Here is a 22,098-nt window from a genome sequence, read left to right as displayed (position 1 = left end):
AAAGGCCTTTGCGCAGCGGGACTTAGAGCGCCCCATTATCGTCCGCGAGCCAGATCATCGCGGCCATTCGGCCCGTCTCATGATCGCGTCGATATGAGTAAAAGCGCTCGCGTTGAGTGAACGTGCAATGGTCGCCGCCCGTCACATGCGTCACGCCGAGTTGCGCGAGCCGCAGACGTGCAAGCCTGTGCAGATCCGCAAGGTATTTGCCCGCGTTCGCGGGGTGATCGACGAAGGCGCTTGCGACCTCATCGCGTTGTGCGCCACCGACACCTTTCATGAAGGCGTCACGCACGTCTGGTCCGACCTCGAAAGCCTCCGGACCGATGCACGGACCCAGGTAAGCGTGCAGCGCTGACATGTCAGTGCCCGCGAGCGACGCGACACGCTGCGCCGTATTTTCGACGACACCTGCCGCGAGACCGCGCCAGCCCGCATGTGCTGCGCCGACCGCGCGGCCTTGCGGATCGCACAGCAGGACGGGCATGCAGTCCGCGATCATCACGACGCACAGCGCGCCCGTGCGGTCGGTCACGCTCGCGTCGGCCTGAACGGGCGGCTCGCCGCGATTTGCGGCGGCGAGCGCGTCGTCGGCGTTCACGACGGTCGCGCCGTGAACCTGCGACAGCCACGCCGCTTCGTCGAGCCCTGTGAGCCGCAGCACGCGCGCGCGGTTCTGTTCGACATGCGCGAGATCGTCGCCCGACTTCTTGCCGAGATTCAGCCCGCCCGGCCCGTCGGCGCCATCGCGCCACGTGCCGAACGGCGGCAGGCTCACACCGCCGTTGCGCGTCGTGACGAACGCATGCACGCGCGGCGACACGCGCCAGTCGGGCCGCAGCACGTCGTTCATCGTCAGGTCAGGCAGCGTCATGCGCGATCGTCCTTGTCGTGTGATCCATCTGCTTCGTCTGCTTCGTCTTCGTCGACGTAGTCTTCCGCATCGGGCGATGCATCGGTTTCGTCGTCGTAGAACGCTTCGTATTCGTCGTAGTCGCCAGCGTATTCGTCTTCGTGCTCGCGGCCCAGCCCCAGTGCTTCGGACAAGGCAGCGATATCGTCGGGCACGTCGGCGCGCCATTGCATCGTGCGGCCCGTCCGCGGATGAACCAGCGCGAGCCGCCACGCATGCAGCGCCTGTCGCGCGAAGCCGCCCGGCAGCGGCGTCACCGAGCGCTTGCCGCGCGCGCGGCCGTACACCGGGTCGCCGAGCAGCGGATGGCCCACATGCGCGCAATGCACGCGGATCTGATGCGTGCGCCCCGTCTCAAGATCGCAATGGATCGCCGACACGGGCTGACGCTCCCACAGCGTCGAATCGATGCGCCTGAAGTGCGTGCGCGCGGGTTTGCCCGCCGCGCCCGTCACGACGGCCATACGGGTGCGCTCGCGCGGATCGCGGCCGATGGGCGCGTCGATCGTGCCTTCTTCCGGCATGTTGCCCCACACGAGCGCGAGATAGCGGCGCTTCACCGTGCGCGCCTGCAACTGGCGCACGAGATCCGTTTGCGCTTCGAGCGTGCGCGCGACCACCATCAGCCCCGACGTTTCCTTGTCCAGCCGATGCACGATGCCCGCGCGCGGCAAGCCCGCGGCGGCGTCGCCGTAGCGGTGCAACAGGCCGTTCAGCACGGTGCCGCTCCAGTTGCCGGCGGCGGGATGCACGACGAGCCCGGCAGGCTTGTTGATCACGACGAGCGTCTCGTCTTCATAGACGATATCGAGCGGCACAGGTTCCGGCGTGAATGCGAGCTGCTCGGGCAGCAGATCGGGCACGAGCTCGATCATCGCGCCGAGCGGCACCGGCTGGCGGATCTTCGCGGGCTGTCCGTCGACACGCACGCGCTGCGCCTCGATCCAGCTTTGCAGGCGGCTGCGTGAAAACTCGGGAAAGACCTTCGCGAGCACCTTGTCGAGCCGGTCGCCCGCAAGCTCGGGCGGTACCGTGACGACGCGCGGCGCTTCGTCCGCGCGCGGCACGGCGCTTTCGGCATCGGTGTTCGGGGCTTCGGAAGAGAGTGCGTCGCCGCCGAAATCGTCGTCGAGCGCATCGCTCGCGCTATCGTCCGGCAATGCGTCGGCGGGGTTGGCGCTTGGGCTATAATCCTTGTTGCTCTTCCGCGCGCCCTTTGCGGGGCGCGGAGTATTGGAACGGGTCATCGAGACTGGGTCACCTGGACGTAAAGCTAGACTGGAAAATGCGAGCCTTGAACATCATTACTCAAACTGTTCGAAAGACAGTGGCCCAACAGATGGCCAGAAAGGTGGCCAGCTATGTCGCTTGCGCGGCAGCCGTGACGCTGGTGGCGGCCTGTCATGGCCTGCCTCAGAAGACGGACGAAACGGCGACGTGGACCAACAATAAATTATATACGGAGGCGCAAGACGCCCTGAACGGCGGCGACTTCGGCAAGTGCGCGAAATACTTCGAAGCGCTCGAAGGCCGCGACCCGTTCGGCCACTTCGCGCAGCAGGCACAGATCAACGTCGCGTACTGCAACTGGAAGGACAGCGAAACGGATGCCGCCGACCAGGCCGTCAACCGCTTCATCCAGCTGCACCCAGACCATCCGGACATCGCGTACGCGTATTACCTGAAGGGCATGATCCACTTCAACGACGACCTCGGTCTGTTCGGCCGCTTCTCGGGCCAGGACATGAGCGAGCGCGATCCGAAGTCGCTGCGCGAGTCGTATGACGCGTTCAAGGTCGTCGTCGACAAGTATCCGCAAAGCAAGTACGCGCCCGATGCGGCTCAGCGCATGCGCTACATCGTGAACGCGCTGGCCTCGCACGAAGTGCACGCGGCCGACTACTACTATCGCCGCGGCGCGTACGTGGCCGCGATCAACCGCGCGCAGCTCGCGATCAGGGAATACAAGAACGCGCCCGCTATCGAAGACGCGCTGCACATCATGATGCTGTCGTATCAGAAGCTGGACCAGCCGCAGCTCGCCGACGATACGAAGCGCGTGCTGGCAGGCACGTTCCCGGACAGCCCGTATATCACGGGCCATGCGCGTCCGGGCAAGGAAAAGGCGTGGTGGCAGTTCTGACCTGCTGATCGTCAGCCGATATGAAAAACGCCACGGTTCGATACCGTGGCGTTTTTGTTTGTGGCGGCCCGCTTTGGTGCCCGCTTTCGTGTCCGCTTTGGTGCCCGCGCATTGATGCCCGCTTTACGCGGACGCGCTTCATGACGGGCGCGGTTCCGTTCGCGTCGGTCACGCCCGGTCAGTCACGCTCGAAGAGCGCGATCGACTCGACATGCGACGTGTGCGGGAACATGTTCACGACGCCCGCGCCCTTCAGCCGATAGCCGGCTTCATGCACGAGCAGACCCGCGTCGCGGGCGAGCGTCGCCGGGTTGCAAGACACATAGACGATGCGCTTCGGCAGCGGCCCTTCGCCGCTCTGCGCGATGTCCGCGAGCGCCTTCGATACGGCAAGCGCCCCTTCGCGCGGCGGATCGACCAAGTACTTGTCGAAGTGGCCGAGCGCGCGGATGTCGTCGGCGGTGACTTCGAACAGGTTGCGGCACGCAAACGACGTGTGGCCATTGACGCCATTTTCCTTCGCGTTTTCGAGCGCGCGCGTGGTGAGCACGTCGCTGCCTTCGATGCCCACCACTTCGCGCGAAACCCGCGCGAGCGGCAGCGTGAAGTTGCCGATGCCGCAGAACAGATCGAGCACGCGATCGGTCTTTGCGGGCGCGAGCAGACGCAGCGCGCGGCCGACCAGCACGCGGTTGATCTGGTGATTGACCTGTGTGAAATCGGTCGGACGGAACGGCATGCGGATGCCGTACTCGGGCAGCGTGTAGTCGAGCTGCCGGTCGAGCGGATAGAACGGATAGACGGTATCCGGCCCCTTCGGCTGCAGCCAGAACTGGACGTTGTGCTGATCGGCGAAATCGCGCAGCAGCTGTTCGTCGGCGGCGTTGATCGGCTCCAGGATGCGCAGCACGAGCGCCGTCACGGACGAGCCGACGGCCAGTTCGATTTGCGGCATGCGCTCGCGAATCGACAGCCCTTCGACCAGATGGCGCAGCGGCACCAGCATGTCCGACACATGCGGCGGCAGCACTTCGCAGCTCGTCATGTCGGCGACGTAGCTGCTCTTCTTCTCGTGAAAGCCCACCAGCACGCCGCCTTTCTTCACGACGTTGCGCACCGTCAGCCGCGCGCGATACCGATAGCCCCACGACGGGCCGTGGATCGGCCGGAAGATGGTTTCCGCGCGCAGCTTCGCCAGATGCATCAGATTGTCTTCGAGCACGCGCTGCTTCACGGCGATCTGCGCGCGCACGTCGAGATGCTGCATCGAACAACCGCCACACGTGCCAAAAAACTTGCACTGCGGGCGGGTACGGATCACGCTCTCTTTAAGAATATCGACGACTTGCGCCTGTTCGAAACTAGGCTTCTTCCGGTAGCTCGAATAGGTGACGCGTTCGCCGGGCAGCGCGCCCTCGACGAAGATGACCTTGCCGGGCGAGCCGTCTTCCGTGACGGTGCGGCCGACGCCGCGCGCTTCCATGTCGAGCGAGTCGATATCGAGTTCGGGCGCCTTGAACGGGCCAGCGGCCGCCTCGTCGCGCGCCTGCCTGCTCTTGCGGGGCGAGCGCGTTTTACCAATGGGGGTAACAGATTCGGACACCTGCGACTTCCTGACAGACTGTGTAAAAGTGGGACCCGAAATGAAAAATCAGCGGGACCAAACCTGAGATTGTAGACGAACGACAAACACCGACGGAGATTTGACGATGCGACTGATCAGCTGGAACGTCCAGTGGGGACGCAGTGCGCACGGGGACGTGAACCTGTCGCGCACGATCGACGAAGCACGGCGGCTCGCCGATTTCGACGTGCTGTGCCTGCAGGAAATCACGCGCGGCTTTTCGGTGCTGGCGGGCCATCCGGGCGACGACCAGTTTGCCGAGCTGGCCGATCTGCTGCCCGGCTACACGGTGCTCGGCGCGATCGGCGCGGACCTCGCGCCGCTCAAGCTCGACGCGCCCGCCGCGCCGCGCCGCCAGTTCGGCAACGCGCTCGCGACGCGTCTGCCCATCGAGCGCGTGATCCGTCATTCGCTGCCGTGGCCCGCCGACCCGGAAGCGCCGTCGATGCAGCGCGTCGCGCTCGAAGCCGTGCTGCGCGCGCCCAGCGCCCCGCTGCGCGTGATTGTCACGCATCTGGAGTTCTATTCGCTCAAGCAACGGCTCGCGCAGGTGAACCATCTGCGCGCGATGCAGCAGGAAGCGGCCGCGCATGCCGCGCACCCCGCGCCCGCCGAAAACGCAATCGGACCTTTCACCGATACGGGGCGGCCTGTCAGCGCAATCGTCTGCGGCGATTTCAACAGCGCGTACGACAGCGAAGCGTACAAGCGCATGCTGGAGCCGCTCGACGGCAGCCCGTCCTTCGTCGACGCGTGGACGGCACTGCACCCCAACCAGGCTCCGCCGATGACGGCGGGCGTCTACGACAAGGCGCAGTGGTCGGACGGGCCGCTCACGTGCGATTTCCTGTTCGTCACGGAAGACCTGCGCACGCGGCTACGAAGCTGCGAGATCGACGGCGCGACGCGCGCGTCCGATCATCAGCCGATCGTGCTGGAGATGGATTGACCTGCCCTGTGTGCACGCGGCGCCCGCGCATCATTCGCGGCGCGTGCACGCGAGCGCACGCTGCGATCAGTTCTCGAACGCAGCCAGATATTCGGCCCAATGCGGCGCCGACTCCTGCGCGAGCGAATTCTTCACGAAGGCAATTTCGTCCGCGTACTCTTCGGGCGAGAAGCCGCCGCGCATCAGCTGGAAACGGCAGTACAGCAGATACGTGTTGACGACGTCCGTCTCGCAGTAGTTGCGGATTTCATCGATGCGGCCCGCCACGAACGCATGCCACACCTGGCCCCCGTCCATCCCCAGCTTGCCGGGAAAGCCGCACAGCTTCGCGAGCGCGTCGAGTGGCGCGTTCGCGCGCGCCTGATACATCGCAAGCACATCCATCAGATCGGTGTGACGCGAGTGATAGCGGCTGATGTAGTTGTTCCACTTGAAGTCGCGGTCGTCTTCGCCGAGGTCCCAGTAGCGGTTCGCACGAATGCCGTTGACGAGCGCGCGATAGTGCAGCACGGGCAGATCGAAGCCGCCGCCGTTCCACGACACGAGCTGCGGCGTGTACTTCTCGATGGTCCGGAAGAACGACTGCACGAGCGCCGCTTCGCCGTCTTCAGGCGTGCCGAGCGAGCGCACGCGAAAACCGTTGTTGTCGCGAAACACGCATGAAATCGCCGCGACGCGCTGCAGGTGATGCGGCAGGAAATCGCCGCCCGTCTTCTCGCGCCGCGCCGCGAAAGCATGCTCGGCGACTTCTTCGTCGGACATCGTGGCAGGAAGACTTTCAAGCCGGCGAATGCCGGCGACATCGGGAATCGTCTCGATGTCGAAAACCAGAATTGGAGTCATTGTTTCTAAAGAACAGCGTCCTTACGCACGCCATTGGAGGCAAAGAAGCGCTTCAGACGCACGAGCGCCTCTTGCTGGATCTGGCGCACACGCTCCCGCGTGAGGCCCATTTCGTCGGCAAGTTCTTCGAGTGTGGCCGGTTCGATGTGATTGAGACCGAAGCGGCGCTCGATCACATGCCGATGCTTGTCCGACAGCCGCGCGAGCCAGGCGCGCGTCAGCGTTTCGAGTTCGCGATGCTGCACTTCCGCGTCCGGCGACTGGCTCTGGTCGTCCGACAGCAGATCGAGCAGGCTGCTCGCGGGATCGAGATCGAGCGGCGCGTCGAGCGACGCCGTGTGTTCGTTCAGCGCGAGGATATCGGTCACTTCGTCCGTCGTCTTGCCCGTCAGGTACGCGATATCGTCGATGCTCGCGTCGCGGCGGTCGGCCGCCTCGCCCGAGTTCATCGAATTCTTTTCGAGATGGCGCTTCGCGCGCAGCACCTGGTTAAGCTCGCGGATCACATGCACGGGCAGCCGCACCGTGCGCGCCTGATTCATGATCGCGCGCTCGATGCTCTGGCGAATCCACCACGTCGCGTAAGTCGAGAAGCGAAAGCCGCGCGTCGGATCGAATTTTTCGATCGCGTGCATCAGGCCGAGGTTGCCCTCTTCGATCAGATCGAGCAGCGGCACGCCGCGATTCAGATAACCCTTCGCGATGCTGACCACCAGCCGCAGATTGCGCTCGATCATCACCTGACGCGCTTCGAACTCGCCCGCTTTCGCGAGACGCGAGTAGCGCTGCTCTTCCTCGACGGTGAGCAGCGGCTTCACGCTGATCCGGTTCAGGTAATGCTGGATCGTGTCGGCCGTGAGTTCGGCCTGCAGCAGCGCGCGGAAATCGTCGGCGTCGGGAGCGGAATCGTTTGCGCCCTCGCGCGACTCGGGCTCCTCATCGGAACCCGTTGCGCGTTCGTCGAGATCGTTGGCGGTTTCGAGATCGTCGACCGCGTCGTCCTCGACGTCGGAAGCGCCAGCGTCGTCCACCGAAACATGCGTGGCACGGCTGAGTGACTCAGTCTCTGCTTGCGGTGTGCGGCGCTTCGATTTCGGCATGGTCGTATCGCTTCGCTTGGCTTATTGCGGCGGCAAATACTTCAATGGGTCGACAGGCTTACCCTGGCGGCGAACTTCGAAATGCAACATCACGCGGTCCGAATCACTATTGCCCATTTCGGCGATCTTCTGACCTTTGGTTACCGCGTCACCCTCTTTTACCATCAAAGCACGATTATGTGCATACGCTGTGAGATACGTTGCGTCATGTTTGATGATAATGAGATTGCCGTAACCGCGCAGCCCATTTCCTGCATAAACCACCCGGCCATCAGCGGAAGCCTTTACCGGTTCGCCCGCTGAGCCCCCGATGTTCACGCCTTTGTTCTTCGAGTCGTCGAAGCCGTTGAGCAGCGGCCCTCGAACCGGCCACGCAAACGCCACGTTTCCATTCGACGCCGTCGTATCGCTGGCGACCTGCGGCGGAATCGTCGTCGCCTGCGTGCCCGACGCGCCCGGCGCTGCGCCGAAGAGCGGCGGCTGGTTCGCCTGCGCCGCCTGCGGCGCGCCGTTCAGCGGCGCGCTCTGCACTGCACCACCGCCGATCGGCGCCGTCGCGACACCCGGCACGACAGGCGCACCGTTCGCGCCCGGCGGCGCCACGCGCAGCAACTGGTCGACCTCGATCTGGTTCGGGTTCGTCAGGTTGTTCCACGTCGCGATGTCGCGATAGTTTTGACCGTTTTCGAGCGCGATCCTATACAACGTGTCGCCCGGCTTCACTCGGTAGTAGCCCGGAGGCGGCGGACCGAGCGGCACGGCAGGCTGCGCGCCGGGCGCACCACCCGCTTGCGTGACGGTGCCGAGGTTGCCGGAGCGATCGACGACGGGCGCCTGATCGAGGCGCGTGGCACATGCCGCCAACACGGAAAGCATGGCCACGCAAACGCTGCGCTGAGCGATGGTCAACGGGACATTCTGGCTGGTTCTTTGCATCGCGCGAAACATACTCATCAGGTTCAAATCACTCCGGATTTTAAGGGGACAAAGAAAACGCGATCAAGCCGCGATTCGCGCCATTGCGCGGGCCCCGTGCGCTCGACGAGCGTGAGCACCTGCGACTGTCCATCCTGCGATCCGACGGGCGCCACGAGCCGCGCGCCGATGGCGAGCTGCTCGAGCAGCGCCTGCGGCACATCGAGGCCCGCCGCCGCGATCACGATCGCATCGAACGGCGCCGCCGACGGCAAACCGACGCGTCCGTCGCCGTAATGCAGACGGATGTTCGGGATGCGCAGCGGACGCAGGTTCGTCTTCGCGCGCTCGTAAAGCGGTTTGATGCGTTCAATCGAATACACGTCGCGCGCGACCTGGCTCAGCACGGCAGCCTGATAGCCGCAGCCGGTGCCGATTTCGAGCACGTTCGCGAGCGTGCGGCCCTGCGCGGCCAGCTCGATCATCCGCGCCACCACGGATGGCTTCGAGATCGTCTGGTGATGGCCGATGGGCAGCGCCGCATCTTCATACGCCTGCGTGGCGAGACCGGGGTCCACGAACATGTGGCGCGGCACCATCGCCATCGCATTGAGCACGCGCGAGTCCGACACGCCGTTCGCACGCAGCCGTTCGACCATCCGCTCGCGCACGCGTTCGGAGGTCAGCGTCAGCGCGCTGCTGAGCGCAACGTTCGGCGCGCCCGTGCGATCCGACGATGTCGTCACGGGACGCGGCAACTGGTTGCGCGCGCCGTCGTTGCGGATCGCAGTCGTGCTCTTTGTATTGACGATTCCCGCCGTGTTTTTTGCAATCGAAGGCGTGCGCGCGGATGCGCCGGCGTTCGCGTTTTTCGCGCCCGGATTGAGCGCGCCGACAACGCCCTTCGCGCCCGCCGGCGACTTGACGCCCGCCGTGCCGCTCACGCCGCTGCGCGTGCGGCCTGCCGGCGAGTTCGCGTTCGATGCCGCCGGCTTGACGGGCGTCTTCGCGCCGCGCGCATCGCCCGCGCGCGCGTCGGCCCGGCGCGGCTCGCGCACCAGGTCTTCGAGTCCAAGCGGGAAGCGCTTTGCGCGCTCGCCAGTCATGAAGTGCCGCTCCCCGCGCGCACCCAGTCGCACGCCGCGGGCAGCATGGCCGTATCGGTCAGATCGAGTTGCAGCGGCGTGATCGACACGAAGCCGTTCGCGACTGCATGGAAGTCGGTGCCTTCGCTGGCATCGCGCGCGCCGCCCGACGGACCGATCCAGTAGATCGGCTCGCCGCGCGGATTGGTCTGCCGGATCACCGGCTGCGACGGATGCCGCTTGCCGAGGCGCGTGATGCGCCAGTCGCGCAACTGTTCGTAAGGCAGGTTCGGTATGTTGACGTTCAGCAGGGGATGGCCCGGCAGCGGACGTTCGAGATAGTGCGCGACGATTTCGGTGGCGACGCGCGTAGCGTCTTCGAGGTGCACCCAGTCTTTATCGACGAGCGAAAACGCGATCGCGGGCACGCCGAACATGATGCCTTCCGTCGCGGCGGCGACCGTGCCCGAGTACAGCGTGTCCTCGCCCATGTTCTGACCGTTGTTGATGCCCGACACGACGAGGTCCGGCGTATGGTCGAGCATGCCCGTCAGCGCGATGTGGACGGAATCGGTCGGCGTGCCGTTCACGTAGTAGAAGCCGTTGGCCGAGCGCAGCACCGACAGCGGGCGCGAGAGCGTCAGCGAGTTCGACGCGCCGCTGCAATTCTGTTCGGGTGCCATCACGGTGACATCGGCGAGCGGCTTGAGCGCTTCGTAAAGCGCGGCAAGGCCGGGCGCCAGATAACCGTCGTCATTGCTGAGTAGGATTCGCATGCGCCGATTGTAACCGAGGAAACAAGGCACGCGAACGACACGCTGGCCTGCCGCATGCCTATGTCTGAACGCATGGCTTCATGGGCTTCGTGCCGTAGCGGAAGCGCACGGTCGTTCGCGCTTGCTTTACACTGCTTCGCTGCGAGGGTTCGTTTTATTGCTGGCGCTTCATTGCCTGAACAGCGTATGAAGATCGCGGCAAGCATGCTGATCGACAGCACGCTTATGAGCCCGTCAAGCTTGCAATGGACACTTATCGACTGGAGACACGATGCGCGCAATCCGCTGCAACCACTATGGTCCGCCCGAGACACTCAGCATCGAGGAATTGCCCGATCTTCAGCCGCAAGCCGGCCAGATCGTGATCGACGTGAAAGCCGCAAGCGTCAATTTTCCTGACGTGCTGATCATCCAGAATAAATATCAGTTCAAGCCGCCCCTGCCCTTCACGCCCGGCGCGGAAGTCGCGGGCATCGTGCGCGCGGTCGGCGACGGCGTCACGCAGTTCAAGCCGGGCATGCGCGTGGTGGCCTATACGCAGCAAGGCGGCTTTGCCGAGCAGGCCCTCGCCGATGCGAGCGCCTGCGTGCCGCTGCCCGACGACGCCGACATGGAGACGGCCGCCATCTTCACGCTCGCATACGGCACGTCGCATCATGCCGTCGTCGATCGCGCGGCGTTGAAAGCGGGCGAAACGATGCTCGTGCTGGGCGCGGCGGGCGGCGTCGGGCTCGCGGCCGTCGAGATCGGCAAGGCGCTCGGCGCGCGTGTGATCGCTGCGGCATCGAGCGACGAGAAGCTCGCGACCTGTGTCACGCATGGCGCCGACGCGACCATCAACTACGCGACGGAAGACCTGCGCGAACGCATCAACGCGCTGACGGACGGCAAAGGTCCCGACGTGATCTATGACCCGGTCGGCGGCGGTTATGCGGAGCCCGCGTTTCGCAGCATAGGATGGCGTGGGCGCTATCTCGTCGTCGGCTTTGCGAACGGCGAGATTCCGAAGCTGCCGCTCAATCTCGCGTTGCTGAAAGGCGCGAGCATCGTCGGCGTGTTCTGGGGCGATTTCGCGCGCCGCGAACCGCAGCGCAACGCGGCTGCGTTCCAGGAGATGATCGGCTGGATTCGCGAAGGCAAACTCAATCCGCTGGTATCGGCGCGCTATCCGCTCGAAGATACGCCGCGCGCGCTCAACGACATGGCGCAGCGGCGCGTGCTCGGCAAGATCGTGATCACGCCGTAAGCACGTCGTACCGGCTGCTCAACGACAAACGGCGCGTGGCCCTTGCAGGTCACGCGCCGTTCTTCTTTCGATACACCGGCGATCAGATCTTTTCCGTCTCGCCGCTCTTCGGCTGCCACTTCATCAGGCGCCGCTCCAGCATGCCGACGATCGCATCGAGTATCAGCGCGAAGGCCGTCAGCACGAGAATGCCGGCGAACACCGTGTTGATATCGAAGGTGCCCTCGGCTTGCAGGATCAGATAGCCGACGCCGCGCGCCGAGCCCAGGTACTCGCCCACCACCGAGCCGACGAACGCGAGTCCCACCGACGTATGCAGGCTCGAAAACACCCAGCTCATCGCGCTCGGCAGATAGACGGCGCGCAGCAGCTGCTTGCGGTTCGCGCCGAGCATGCGTGCGTTCGCGAGCACGACGGGGCTCACTTCCTTCACGCCCTGATAGACGTTGAAGAACACGATGAAGAACACTAGCGTCACGCCGAGCGCGACCTTCGACCAGATCCCCAAGCCGAACCACACGCCGAAGATAGGCGCGAGAATCACGCGCGGCATCGAGTTCGCTGCCTTGATGTAAGGATCGAACAGCGCGCTCGCGAGCGGCGATAGCGCGAGCCACAGGCCGACGCCGAGCCCCAGCACCGTGCCGAGCGCGAACGCGAGCACCGTCTCGATCAGCGTGATCCACAGATGCAGATAGATCTCGCCGGACGCGAACCACTCCCAGATTCGCACGAGCACTTTTTGCGGCTCGCCGAAGAAGAACGCGGCCTTGTTCGGATCGTCGAAATAGAACGCGGGCAACAGCGTCGGACTCGTCAGCACGTACCAGAGCACGAAGGACAGCACGAGCAGCAGCCACTGCCAGATCACGAGATTCGCGCGGTTCGGACGCAAGACTTTCCACATCTCAGTTGTTCTCCTGCACAGCCGTCAGTTGCTGCTGATAACCCTTCAGCACTTCATCGCGCAGCACGCTCCAGATCTGAGCATGCAGTTCGACGAAGCGCGGATGCGAGCGCACTTCGGCGACGTCGCGCGGACGCGGCAGATCGATCGTGAACTCGCCGATGGGCCGCGTGCCAGGCCCCGCCGACAGCACGACGACGCGATCCGACATCGCGATCGCTTCGTCGAGATCGTGCGTGATGAACAGCACGGCCTTGCGTTTCGCGGCCCACAGATCGAGCAGCTCGTTTTCCATCAACTGGCGCGTCTGGATGTCGAGCGCGGAAAACGGCTCGTCCATCAGGATGATGTCGGGATCGAGGATCAGCGTCTGCGCCATCGCAACCCGCTTTCGCATGCCGCCCGACAGCTGATGCGGATAACGGTCTCCGAAGCCGCCGAGGCCGACGCGCTTGAGCCATTCTTCCGCACGTGAGCGGGCTTCGGCGCGCGGCACGTTATGGAAAGACAGGCCTGCGATCACGTTGTCGAGCGCCGAGCGCCACGGCATCAGCGCATCGGCCTGGAACATGTAGCCCGCGCGCCGGTTGATGCCCGACAGCTTCTCGCCGAACACCGTCACCGCGCCCGACGACGGCTCCAGCAGCCCCGCGCCAACGTTCAGCAACGTCGACTTGCCGCAGCCCGTCGGCCCGACGACCGATACGAATTCGCCCGGCGCGATGCGCAAGGTCGTGTCCTTGACGGCGGTGTATCGCTGGGCGCGATTCTCACGCGACGCAAATGTGCAGGTGATGTTTTCGAGCGCCAAGGCAGCAACGGTCATCGTTCGGCTCGCTTCTTCGATGCTTTGATGGTTCGAGGTTTCGGACAAGGATGTGACGGCGCGACTGCGCGTTCTGCCTGAAAGGCGAGCGCGACGCAGGCGCTCGCCCTTGTGCCTGTCGTTGTCCTTGCGCCAGTGCGTTACGCCCTGACCGTCGTGAGCGCTTTCTTCACGAAGTCGTTCGTCCAGCTCTTCGACAGATCGATCGGCTTGCCCTTCACGGTGTCGTCGAAGGCCTGCAGCGTCTTGAGCGACGTCGCGGGGCCGTCGGCGGGCATCAGGCCATCGGGCGACATCGCCTCTTTCACGTGCTGCCACGAATCCAGATACAGTGCGCGGTCGCCGAGCAGGTACGACTCGGGCACGGTGTTGATTAGTTCGGTGCCCGTCGCTGTTTGCAGCCACTTCAGCGCGCGCACCATCGCGTTGGCGAGCGCCTGCGTCGTGTTCGGATTCTTGCTGATGAACGCTTGCGACGCATACAGGCAGCCGGCAGGCATGTTGCCGCCGAACACCGTGTGCGTATCGTTGAGCGTGCGCGTGTCGGACACGACGCGAATCTCGCCCGAGCGTTCGAGCTTCGTCATCACCGGATCGAGATTGGCGAGCGCGTCGATCTGCCCCGATTGCAGCGCGGCGATCGCCCCCGCGCCGGCGCCGACGCCGATGAACGACACGTCTTTCGCGGTCAGCCCGGCTTTCGCGAGCACGAAGCTCGCCATGATCGACGTCGACGAACCCGGAGCAGTCACGCCGATCTTCTTGCCCTTCAGGTCCGCGATCGACTTGTAGTTCGCCATCGTCTTCTTCGACATGGCGAGCACGATCTGCGGCGCGCGCCCTTGCAGCACGAATTCACGGAAGTACTGGTTCTTCGCCTGCAGCAGCAGCGTGTGTTCGAACGCGCCGGAGACGACATCTGCACTGCCGCCGACAGCCGCCTTCAACGCCTGCGAGCCGCCCGCGAAGTCGGAGATCTCGACTTCGAGCCCTTCGTCCTTGAAGAAATTACGGCGCTCGGCAATCGTGAGGGGCAGATAGTAGAAAAGATTCTTGCCGCCGACGGCGATCGCAACTTTCGACGTCTCCAGCTTGCCTTGCCCGAATGCGAGCGGCGAGCCGACGAGCGATGCGCCCGCGAGCGCCGCGGTGCCTGCGAGAAAGCTTCTTCGTTGCATGGTCCTGTCTCCGTTTCTTCTATCGTTGTTCTGTCGCCGGCCTGGTCGGCCGGTCTGCACGCGCGCTTTGTGCACTGTTCGCGCGCGCTCACGCGCTGGTCCGTTCCCCGTTCAAACGATCTGTTGCGCGTGCAACCTTGCGATGTGGTCCGCATCATAACCCAGCGTTTGCAGAACTTCATCCGTATGTTCACCCAGTTCGGGCCCGAGCCAGCGCGTTTCGCCGGGCGTTTCGGAGAGTTTCGGCGTGACGCCCGGCAACGCGATGTCACGGCCGTCCTGCCATTTGAAGCTCTGGATCATCTGGCGCGCGGCGTATTGCGGATCGGTGAACATGTCCGCGACGCTATAGATGCGGCCCACGGGTACGTCGGCCGCGTTCAGCACGTCGAGCGCTTCGTCGATCGTGCGATCCGCGAGCCACGCCGCGATCGCGCCGTCGATCTCCTGTGTGCGCGGCACCCGGCCATCGTTGTGCGCGAGCGCAGGATCGTTCGCGAGGTCGTCACGGTCGATCGCGATCATCAGTCGCTTGAAAATCGGATCGCTGTTGCCGCCGATCACGATGCTGCCGTCGCGGCACGGATAGGTATTCGACGGCACGATGCCCGGCAATGAAGCGCCCGTGCGCTCGCGCACCATGCCATAGACGCCATACTCGGGCACCACGCTTTCCATCATGTTGAAGACGGCTTCGTACAGCGCGACATCGACGATCTGCCCTTTGCCGCCGTTCACCTGGCGGTGATGCAGCGCCATCAGCGCGCCGATCACACCATGCAGCGCCGCGATCGAATCGCCGATCGAAATGCCGATGCGCGGCGGCGGCAGATCCGGATACCCGGTGATATGACGCAGACCGCCCATCGATTCCGCGATCGCGCCGAAGCCCGGACGGTCGCGATACGGCCCCGTCTGCCCGTAGCCGGACAGGCGCACCATCACGAGACCGGGGTTGTCCTTCGACAGCACGTCATAGCCGAGCCCGAGCTTTTCGAGCAGCCCCGGCCGGAAATTCTCGACGACGATATCCGCTTCTTGCGCGAGCTTGCGGACGATTTCCTTGCCTTCGTCGGCCTTGAGATTGATCGTCACCGACTTTTTGTTGCGCGCCTGCACGGCCCACCACAGCGACGTGCCGCCCGCTTCGGGATAGAGCTTGCGCCACTTGCGCAGCGGATCGCCGCCCTTCGGGTCTTCGATCTTGATCACGTCCGCGCCGAACTCGCCGAGAAAGCGCGCGGCGAACGGCCCGGCGATCAGCGTGCCGAGCTCGAGCACCTTGACGCCCGCGAGCGGGCCCTGGGTTGGTCCTTTGTGTTGTTCTTCTGGCGTTGCAGTCGATGTGCTCATGTGTCTCCCGATCTTCTTGTACTTGCCAGACGAGGCCGATGCATCCGTGCGCTACGCGTTCAATGCGGGTTCGATGCTCACTAGCTGCTACATCGAGCGCCTGTCGAGCATCGCGCGCGCGATGGTGCCCGCATCGACATACTCGAGCTCGCCGCCAACGGGCACGCCGCGCGCGAGACGCGTCACCGACAGGCCGCGTGCCTTCAGCGTTTGCCCGAGGTAGTGCGCGGTCGCCTCGCCTTCGTTGGTGAAGTTGGTCGCGAGCACCACTTCCTTGACGACGCCATCCGATGCGCGTTTGACGAGCCGGTCGAAATGAATCTCTTTCGGGCCGATGCCGTCGAGCGGACTCAGGCGTCCCATCAGCACGAAATAGAGCCCGCGATAAGTCATCGTCTGTTCGAGCATGATCTGATCGGCGGGTGTTTCGACGACGCACAGCAGCGTCGGATCACGTTCGGTATCGCTGCAGACCTCGCAGATCTGCGCTTCCGTGAAGGTGTTGCACTTCTCGCAGTGCTGCAGATGCTCGGTCGCGAACAGCAGCGAGCGGCCGAGCTTTTCGGCGCCGTCCCGATCGTGCTGCATCAGGTGGTACGCCATGCGTTGCGCCGACTTCGGCCCGACGCCGGGCAGAACGCGCAGCGCTTCGACGAGCGCCGACAAGGCGGAAGGTTGTTTCATGCTGGAACGGCGGCGTCGATGGTGGGTTCGGCGAGGCGCGCACGGGCTGCGGGCGAAGCGCCCGGTGCCCGCGCGCGAACAGCCCGTGCGATCAGAACGGCAGCTTGAAGCCCGGCGGCAGCGGCAGGCCCGAGGTCATGCCGCCCATCTTCTCCTGCGCGGTGGCTTCCGCCTTGCGCACAGCGTCGTTGAACGCAGCCGCCACGAGATCTTCGAGCATGTCCTTGTCGTCGGCGAGCAGGCTCGGATCGATCGACACGCGGCGCACGTCGTTCTTGCAGGTCATCGTCACCTTGACGAGGCCCGCGCCCGACTGCCCCTCGACTTCGATCTGCGCGAGTTGCTCCTGCATCTTCTTCATGTTCTCTTGCATCTGCTGGGCTTGCTTCATCAGCCCGGCGAGTTGACCTTTCATCATGGACTTGCTCCTTCGTAATGGTGAAATCCGGTTGACGCGCGCTCATCCGGCGCGCGCGGGAATCAGTGGCTGGCGGCGTTGTGACCGCCGTCGGCGCCCGGCGTGACGGGACGCACCGAGCCCGGCACGATGCTCGCGCCGAACTCGCGGATCAGAGATTGCACGAACGGATCGGCGCCGATTTCGCGCTCGGCTTCCCGTTGACGCTGCGCGCGCTCGACCGCATCGAGCACCGCAGCCGTGCGCTGCACGGGACCGACTTCGACCTGCACGTCGATCTCGCTGCCGAGCCGTTCGGCGAGCGCCGCTTTCAGCTTCACGATCTGCGCAGGCTCGGCGTAGAGCTGGACCGCGACGTTGAGCTTCAGCGTCTTGCCCTCGACGGCCATCAACTCGCTGTTGAACGCGAGCTGATACGAGATGCCCTTGAGCGGCAGCGTGACGGCGAGCGCCGGCCAGTCGCCGTCGAAACCGATCGCATTGAGCGGCACGGCGGGCGGCAGCGTGCGGATGTCGACGACGGGCGCGGCTGCGGGCGCCGCGGCGGACGCACTGCCTCGCGCGACGACCACGTCATCGGGGCCGCTGTCGAAGACGGGAATGAAGTTGTCGTCGGAAGGTGCGAAGAACGCATCGTCCGACGAAGCGGGAATATAGTCGTCGGGCGGAATGTCTTCCCACGGCGGAACGGACGAGCCACCCTGCTGTTGCGCGGCACGCGACGGCTGGGCTCGCGCGGTGGCCTCCTGTTGCGCGGCGGCGGCGCGGCGCGCGGGATCGGGTGCCGGCACGCGAACGGCGACGCGCGGCGCGGCGGGCTTCGCCGTCGCCGCGGGAGACGCTGCTGCGGCGGGCGCAGCGGAAGCCGAACGGGCCGAAGCGCCGCGATCCGTCGACACCTTCATGCCCGCGTTGCGCAGCACGTCGAGCGCGGCGCGGGCGCCGCCCGCGCGACGCGGCGCAGCTTCGGGCTGACGTTGCGGCGCGGCTGCGGCTTGTGCTGGCGCGTTGTCGTCCGGCGTGGCGGAGTCGGTTGGCAAATCTTCCGAAGCGTTTGGGGCAGCAGGTGCTTCGTCGACGTCCTCGGACCCGGCGGTGGACGCCATCGGTGTCACGCCAATATCGACCGTTGCAGCTGCTGCGATTTCAGGTGCTTCGCTGACTGCTTTCGGCTGAGCGGGCACGGATTCGGGCTTCGGTGCAGCGGCCGGCGTCTCAATCGGACGAGCCTGTGCCTCGCGCACAGGAGCCGCCGCGACGGGCGTGCCCGCACGCTTCGATCCAGCCGCAGCCGGAACCGTCGAGCGTCCCGCAGGCGCCACGCCACCACCGCCGCCATTCGGCGCCGGCTCGAACGCGAGCATCCGCAATAGCGTCATCGTGAAACCCGCGTATTCGTCGGGCGCGAGGCCCAGCTCGCTTCGGCCGATCGTCGCGATCTGATAGAACAACTGAACCTGCTCGGGGCTCAGCGCATCGGCGAAACGGCGCAGGTCGGCGGCCTCCGGCCACTCTTCCAGCACCGACGACGGCGCGAACTGCGCCCACGCGATCTTGTGCAAAAGACCTGCGAGGTCTTGCAGCGCGGTCGAAAACGACAGACTGCGCAACGCCATCTCGTCGGCGACAGACAGCACCTCGGCGCCGTCGCCCGCGACGAGCGCATCGAGGAGACGAATCAGATAGCTCTGGTCGAGCGCGCCGAGCATGCCGCGCACGGCTTCCTCAGTGACCTGATTGGCCGAGTACGCGATCGCCTGGTCGGTCAGCGACAGCGCATCGCGCATCGAACCGTCCGCGGCGCGCGCGAGCAGGCGCAATGCCTGCGCCTCGTGCGGAATGTTCTCTTCGCCGAGGATGCGTTCCAGGTGCGAGACGATATGCCCTGCCGGCATCTGCTTCAGGTTGAACTGAAGGCAGCGCGAGAGCACCGTGACAGGAATCTTCTGCGGGTCGGTCGTCGCGAGGATGAACTTCACGTGCGGCGGCGGCTCTTCCAGCGTCTTCAACATCGCGTTGAACGCGTGGTTCGTGAGCATGTGCACTTCGTCGATCATGTAGACCTTGAAGCGCGCATCGACGGGCGCATACACAGCGCGTTCCAGCAGCGCGGCCATTTCGTCGACACCACGGTTGCTCGCCGCATCCATCTCGACGTAATCGACGAAGCGCCCTTCGTCGATCTCGCGGCAAGCGCGGCAAACGCCACACGGCGTGGCCGTCACGCCCGTTTCACAATTGAGCGCCTTCGCGAAGATACGCGAGAGCGTCGTCTTGCCGACGCCGCGCGTGCCCGTAAACAGATAGGCGTGGTGCAGACGGCCACCGTCGAGCGCGTGCGTGAGCGCGCGCACCACGTGCTCCTGTCCGACGAGCGAAGCAAAATCCTTCGGCCGCCATTTGCGTGCGAGAACTTGATAGGTCATCCGGAAATTGTATCAGCAACGCTGACGCGAAAAGACGAATCGATCGCGCGCTCGCGCAAGGCGTGACAACGCTCTGACGCTCATTGAATTTCGCGACGCCAGCGCCTGAACATGCCGCGTTTCGACCAACGCAGATGACGAGAAATACCGGGGGAAAGTGAGACAGAAGGGAAGAAAGGAAGGTGACGAGCCCGACCCTCGGCACTGGCGGAAAACGGCTGTGGCTGCTTCGTTCCCGACCTGACCAGGTTGACCGCCCCTCCATGCGAGGAGGCCCGTCACGTCGTATTCTAACATCGCTTGCTGCGCTGCGCGAGAGGCATCGGGACAAAAGCCGCCGTAACGGAGCCGCAACAGAGCCGAAACTTCGGCACATCCCTCCTCTTGTCTTCGCGCGCACGATCTCCAGATAGGGTTTGTCACGACGGGTTGCAGCGTGCACGGCATACGCGCGCGAGGCACTCGGGATATGGGCCGAAGCCTTGCCAGTGCTGCCGCGCGCGGCATGAAACCCTACCGTCGGAAGGCGTACTATCACGGCGGGCAACGCATAGCAATTTAGGCTAAACTGACGTTCAACTGACCCGCAAAGCCAAGCCAGGTCGCCTTCCCGAAACTGTCCCCACAGTGCTTCGCGCGTCGGCTTTCATGGTTTGTCCTGTGGCAAAGCGAACGGAAAGTTTTCTGATTTTGTTGTATCGTGGCGGGCAATCAAAGCAGGCCTCGAACCGAAAGAGGTATTCACACAATGAGCGAACACATCAAGCATATCAGCGACGCATCGTTTGAACAGGACGTCGTCAAATCCGATAAACCCGTGCTGCTCGACTTCTGGGCGGAATGGTGCGGCCCGTGCAAGATGATCGCGCCGATCCTCGACGAAGTTGCGAAGGACTACGCTGATCGCCTGCAGATCGCCAAGATCAACGTCGACGAACATCAGTCCACGCCCGTCAAGTTCGGCGTGCGCGGCATCCCCACTCTGATCCTGTTCAAGAACGGCGCCGTTGCTGCACAGAAGGTCGGCGCACTGTCGAAGTCGCAACTCACCGCGTTCCTCGACGGCAATCTTTAATCGGCCACACGCAGACACGGCACGCATGCATCGCATGCGCGCCACCCGGCTCGCAAAACTTGCAGTGAGTTGATGCATCGAGCGAGCCGCATGATTCTTGTTGTCGTGGGACAACAAGAATCATGCGTCAAGTCTAACCAGCCGCGCAGGCTGGAATTGGCGTGTGCTATGCTAGAATCCATAAAACGTCTAAAAGACGAGTAAGTCCTTGAGCGGTTCCGCTCACTTCTCCTCCCAGATTTCATTTCAGGTCGCACCTTCTCTGCGGGTTCTCCGTATGCATTTATCCGAGCTCAAGACGCTACACGTGTCCCAATTGATCGAGATGGCCAATGGTCTCGAGATCGAAAGTGCGAACCGCCTGCGCAAGCAGGAACTGATGTTCGCCATTCTGAAAAAACGCGCCAAAACGGGCGAAACGATCTTCGGTGACGGCACGCTCGAAGTGCTGCCTGACGGCTTTGGCTTCCTGCGCTCGCCGGAAACCTCGTATCTCGCAAGCACGGATGACATCTACATCAGCCCGTCGCAGATTCGCCGCTTCAACCTGCATACGGGCGACACCATCGAAGGCGAAGTCCGCACGCCGAAGGACGGCGAGCGCTATTTCGCGCTGGTGAAGGTCGACAAGGTCAACGGCCAGCCGCCCGAGGCCTCGAAGCACAAGATCATGTTCGAGAACCTGACGCCGCTGCACCCGAACAAGGTGCTGCTGCTCGAACGTGAGATGCGCGGCGAAGAGAACGTCACGGGCCGCATCATCGACATGATCGCGCCCATCGGCAAGGGCCAGCGCGGCCTGCTCGTCGCGTCGCCGAAGTCCGGCAAGACTGTGATGCTCCAGCACATCGCGCACGCAATCAAGCAGAACCATCCCGACGTCATCCTGTTCGTGCTGCTCATCGACGAGCGTCCGGAAGAAGTGACGGAGATGCAGCGCTCGGTGGCGGGCGAAGTGATCGCATCGACCTTCGACGAACCCGCCGCGCGTCACGTGCAGGTCGCCGAAATGGTGATCGAAAAGGCGAAGCGCCTCGTCGAAATGAAGAACGACGTCGTGATTCTGCTCGACTCGATCACGCGTCTCGCGCGCGCGTACAACACGGTCGTGCCGGCATCGGGCAAGGTGCTGACGGGCGGTGTCGATGCGAACGCGTTGCAGCGTCCGAAGCGCTTCTTCGGCGCGGCGCGCAACATCGAGGAAGGCGGCTCGCTGACCATCATCGGCACCGCGCTGATCGAAACGGGCAGCCGCATGGACGACGTGATCTACGAAGAGTTCAAGGGCACGGGCAACATGGAAGTGCACCTCGAGCGCCGTCTCGCGGAAAAGCGCGTCTATCCGTCTATCAATCTGAACAAGTCCGGCACGCGTCGCGAAGAACTGCTGATCAAGCCCGAGATCCTGCAAAAGATCTGGGTACTGCGCAAGTTCATTCACGACATGGATGAAGTCGAAGCGATGGAATTCCTGCTCGACAAGATTCGCCAGACGAAGAACAACGCTGAGTTCTTCGACATGATGCGCCGCGGCGGCTGATCGCCGCCCAGCGCTTCGAATCTTCGAACACGAAAACGCCTGCCATCGCGCAGGCGTTTTTTTTCGTCCGCACGCCTTGCGCCCAGCACTACGTCCA

20 protein-coding genes and 1 other RNA gene are annotated in these 22,098 nt (G+C 64.2%); 5 read left to right on the top strand and 16 right to left on the bottom strand.

Annotation, left to right across the window (positions count from 1 at the left end):
- Window positions 1-22 precede the first annotated feature (22 nt).
- Window positions 23-874, bottom strand: a complete 852-nt coding sequence (gene pgeF / locus GCT13_RS16465) for a peptidoglycan editing factor PgeF (protein ID WP_152759849.1) — start codon at window positions 872-874, stop codon at window positions 23-25.
- Window positions 871-2,160: an RluA family pseudouridine synthase gene (locus GCT13_RS16460; protein ID WP_152759847.1), complete on the bottom strand. Its 1,290-nt coding sequence runs from the start codon at window positions 2,158-2,160 to the stop codon at window positions 871-873. Before GCT13_RS16460 ends, pgeF begins: the two co-directional genes overlap by 4 nt.
- Before the next feature lie 92 nt (window positions 2,161-2,252).
- On the opposite strand from GCT13_RS16460, the gene GCT13_RS16455 reads away from it, so the two are divergent.
- Window positions 2,253-3,056, top strand: a complete 804-nt coding sequence (locus tag GCT13_RS16455; RefSeq protein ID WP_407670804.1) for an outer membrane protein assembly factor BamD — start codon at window positions 2,253-2,255, stop codon at window positions 3,054-3,056.
- A 178-nt stretch (window positions 3,057-3,234) separates the two neighbouring features.
- Here the strand turns inward: GCT13_RS16455 and rlmD are convergent, their stop codons facing one another.
- The gene (rlmD, locus tag GCT13_RS16450) at window positions 3,235-4,659 is read right to left on the bottom strand and encodes a 23S rRNA (uracil(1939)-C(5))-methyltransferase RlmD (RefSeq protein WP_407670803.1); all 1,425 of its coding nucleotides are present in this window, start codon (window positions 4,657-4,659) and stop codon (window positions 3,235-3,237) included.
- Window positions 4,660-4,765: 106 nt separating this feature from the next.
- Here rlmD and GCT13_RS16445 point away from each other — a divergent pair, with 106 nt between their 5' ends.
- Complete coding sequence (locus tag GCT13_RS16445) at window positions 4,766-5,629, top strand: endonuclease/exonuclease/phosphatase family protein (protein ID WP_152759843.1); 864 nt, start codon at window positions 4,766-4,768, stop codon at window positions 5,627-5,629.
- Between the two features lie 66 nt (window positions 5,630-5,695).
- Here the strand turns inward: GCT13_RS16445 and GCT13_RS16440 are convergent, their stop codons facing one another.
- Genes GCT13_RS16440 through surE form a run of 5 tightly spaced genes read right to left on the bottom strand, consistent with a single transcriptional unit; the run spans window position 5,696 to window position 10,348 of the window.
- Window positions 5,696-6,472 (bottom strand): 3'-5' exonuclease, encoded by a 777-nt coding sequence (locus GCT13_RS16440; RefSeq protein WP_152759841.1) that lies wholly within the window; start codon window positions 6,470-6,472, stop codon window positions 5,696-5,698.
- 5 nt (window positions 6,473-6,477) lie between these two features.
- Complete coding sequence (gene rpoS, locus GCT13_RS16435) at window positions 6,478-7,572, bottom strand: RNA polymerase sigma factor RpoS (protein ID WP_152759839.1); 1,095 nt, start codon at window positions 7,570-7,572, stop codon at window positions 6,478-6,480.
- 21 nt (window positions 7,573-7,593) lie between these two features.
- Window positions 7,594-8,526 carry a peptidoglycan DD-metalloendopeptidase family protein gene (locus GCT13_RS16430; protein WP_152759837.1) on the bottom strand — a complete coding sequence of 311 codons (933 nt, stop codon included), beginning with the start codon at window positions 8,524-8,526 and terminating at the stop codon, window positions 7,594-7,596.
- A 5-nt stretch (window positions 8,527-8,531) separates the two neighbouring features.
- Window positions 8,532-9,593, bottom strand: a complete 1,062-nt coding sequence (locus tag GCT13_RS16425; protein WP_152759835.1) for a protein-L-isoaspartate(D-aspartate) O-methyltransferase — start codon at window positions 9,591-9,593, stop codon at window positions 8,532-8,534.
- The gene (surE, locus tag GCT13_RS16420; RefSeq protein WP_152759833.1) at window positions 9,590-10,348 is read right to left on the bottom strand and encodes a 5'/3'-nucleotidase SurE; all 759 of its coding nucleotides are present in this window, start codon (window positions 10,346-10,348) and stop codon (window positions 9,590-9,592) included. The genes GCT13_RS16425 and surE overlap by 4 nt, the downstream gene beginning before the upstream one ends.
- A gap of 271 nt (window positions 10,349-10,619) precedes the next feature.
- On the opposite strand from surE, the gene GCT13_RS16415 reads away from it, so the two are divergent.
- Window positions 10,620-11,594, top strand: a complete 975-nt coding sequence (locus GCT13_RS16415) for an NADPH:quinone oxidoreductase family protein (protein ID WP_152759831.1) — start codon at window positions 10,620-10,622, stop codon at window positions 11,592-11,594.
- 82 nt (window positions 11,595-11,676) lie between these two features.
- Here the strand turns inward: GCT13_RS16415 and GCT13_RS16410 are convergent, their stop codons facing one another.
- From GCT13_RS16410 to ffs, 8 genes are all read right to left on the bottom strand, one after another.
- Window positions 11,677-12,501 (bottom strand): ABC transporter permease, encoded by an 825-nt coding sequence (locus tag GCT13_RS16410; RefSeq protein ID WP_152759829.1) that lies wholly within the window; start codon window positions 12,499-12,501, stop codon window positions 11,677-11,679.
- A gap of 1 nt (window position 12,502) precedes the next feature.
- Entirely contained in the window at window positions 12,503-13,327 is an 825-nt protein-coding gene (locus tag GCT13_RS16405; RefSeq protein ID WP_152759827.1) for an ABC transporter ATP-binding protein, read from the bottom strand.
- A gap of 140 nt (window positions 13,328-13,467) precedes the next feature.
- Window positions 13,468-14,505, bottom strand: a complete 1,038-nt coding sequence (locus GCT13_RS16400; protein ID WP_152759825.1) for an ABC transporter substrate-binding protein — start codon at window positions 14,503-14,505, stop codon at window positions 13,468-13,470.
- Window positions 14,506-14,616: 111 nt separating this feature from the next.
- A complete protein-coding gene (locus tag GCT13_RS16395; RefSeq protein WP_152759823.1) occupies window positions 14,617-15,858 on the bottom strand; it encodes a CaiB/BaiF CoA transferase family protein in 1,242 nt (413 codons plus the stop codon).
- A gap of 87 nt (window positions 15,859-15,945) precedes the next feature.
- Window positions 15,946-16,542, bottom strand: a complete 597-nt coding sequence (gene recR, locus GCT13_RS16390) for a recombination mediator RecR (protein ID WP_087735801.1) — start codon at window positions 16,540-16,542, stop codon at window positions 15,946-15,948.
- Window positions 16,543-16,633: 91 nt separating this feature from the next.
- Window positions 16,634-16,960 carry a YbaB/EbfC family nucleoid-associated protein gene (locus GCT13_RS16385; RefSeq protein ID WP_006048866.1) on the bottom strand — a complete coding sequence of 109 codons (327 nt, stop codon included), beginning with the start codon at window positions 16,958-16,960 and terminating at the stop codon, window positions 16,634-16,636.
- Between the two features lie 62 nt (window positions 16,961-17,022).
- Window positions 17,023-19,386 carry a DNA polymerase III subunit gamma/tau gene (dnaX, locus tag GCT13_RS16380; protein ID WP_152759821.1) on the bottom strand — a complete coding sequence of 788 codons (2,364 nt, stop codon included), beginning with the start codon at window positions 19,384-19,386 and terminating at the stop codon, window positions 17,023-17,025.
- A 181-nt stretch (window positions 19,387-19,567) separates the two neighbouring features.
- Window positions 19,568-19,666: signal recognition particle sRNA small type (ffs, locus tag GCT13_RS16375), an RNA gene on the bottom strand.
- A gap of 468 nt (window positions 19,667-20,134) precedes the next feature.
- Between ffs and trxA the strand changes: the two genes are divergently transcribed.
- The gene (gene trxA / locus GCT13_RS16370) at window positions 20,135-20,461 is read left to right on the top strand and encodes a thioredoxin TrxA (protein ID WP_007586494.1); all 327 of its coding nucleotides are present in this window, start codon (window positions 20,135-20,137) and stop codon (window positions 20,459-20,461) included.
- Window positions 20,462-20,738: 277 nt separating this feature from the next.
- Entirely contained in the window at window positions 20,739-22,001 is a 1,263-nt protein-coding gene (gene rho / locus GCT13_RS16365) for a transcription termination factor Rho (protein ID WP_012400357.1), read from the top strand.
- The last annotated feature ends 97 nt before the right edge of the window (window positions 22,002-22,098 follow it).

The sequence above is a fragment of the Paraburkholderia franconis genome, from assembly GCF_009362735.1.
Lineage (GTDB): Bacteria > Pseudomonadota > Gammaproteobacteria > Burkholderiales > Burkholderiaceae > Paraburkholderia > Paraburkholderia franconis.
The sequence above is the reverse complement of the archived record's forward strand: the minus strand, read 5'-3'. Positions and strand labels throughout refer to the sequence as shown.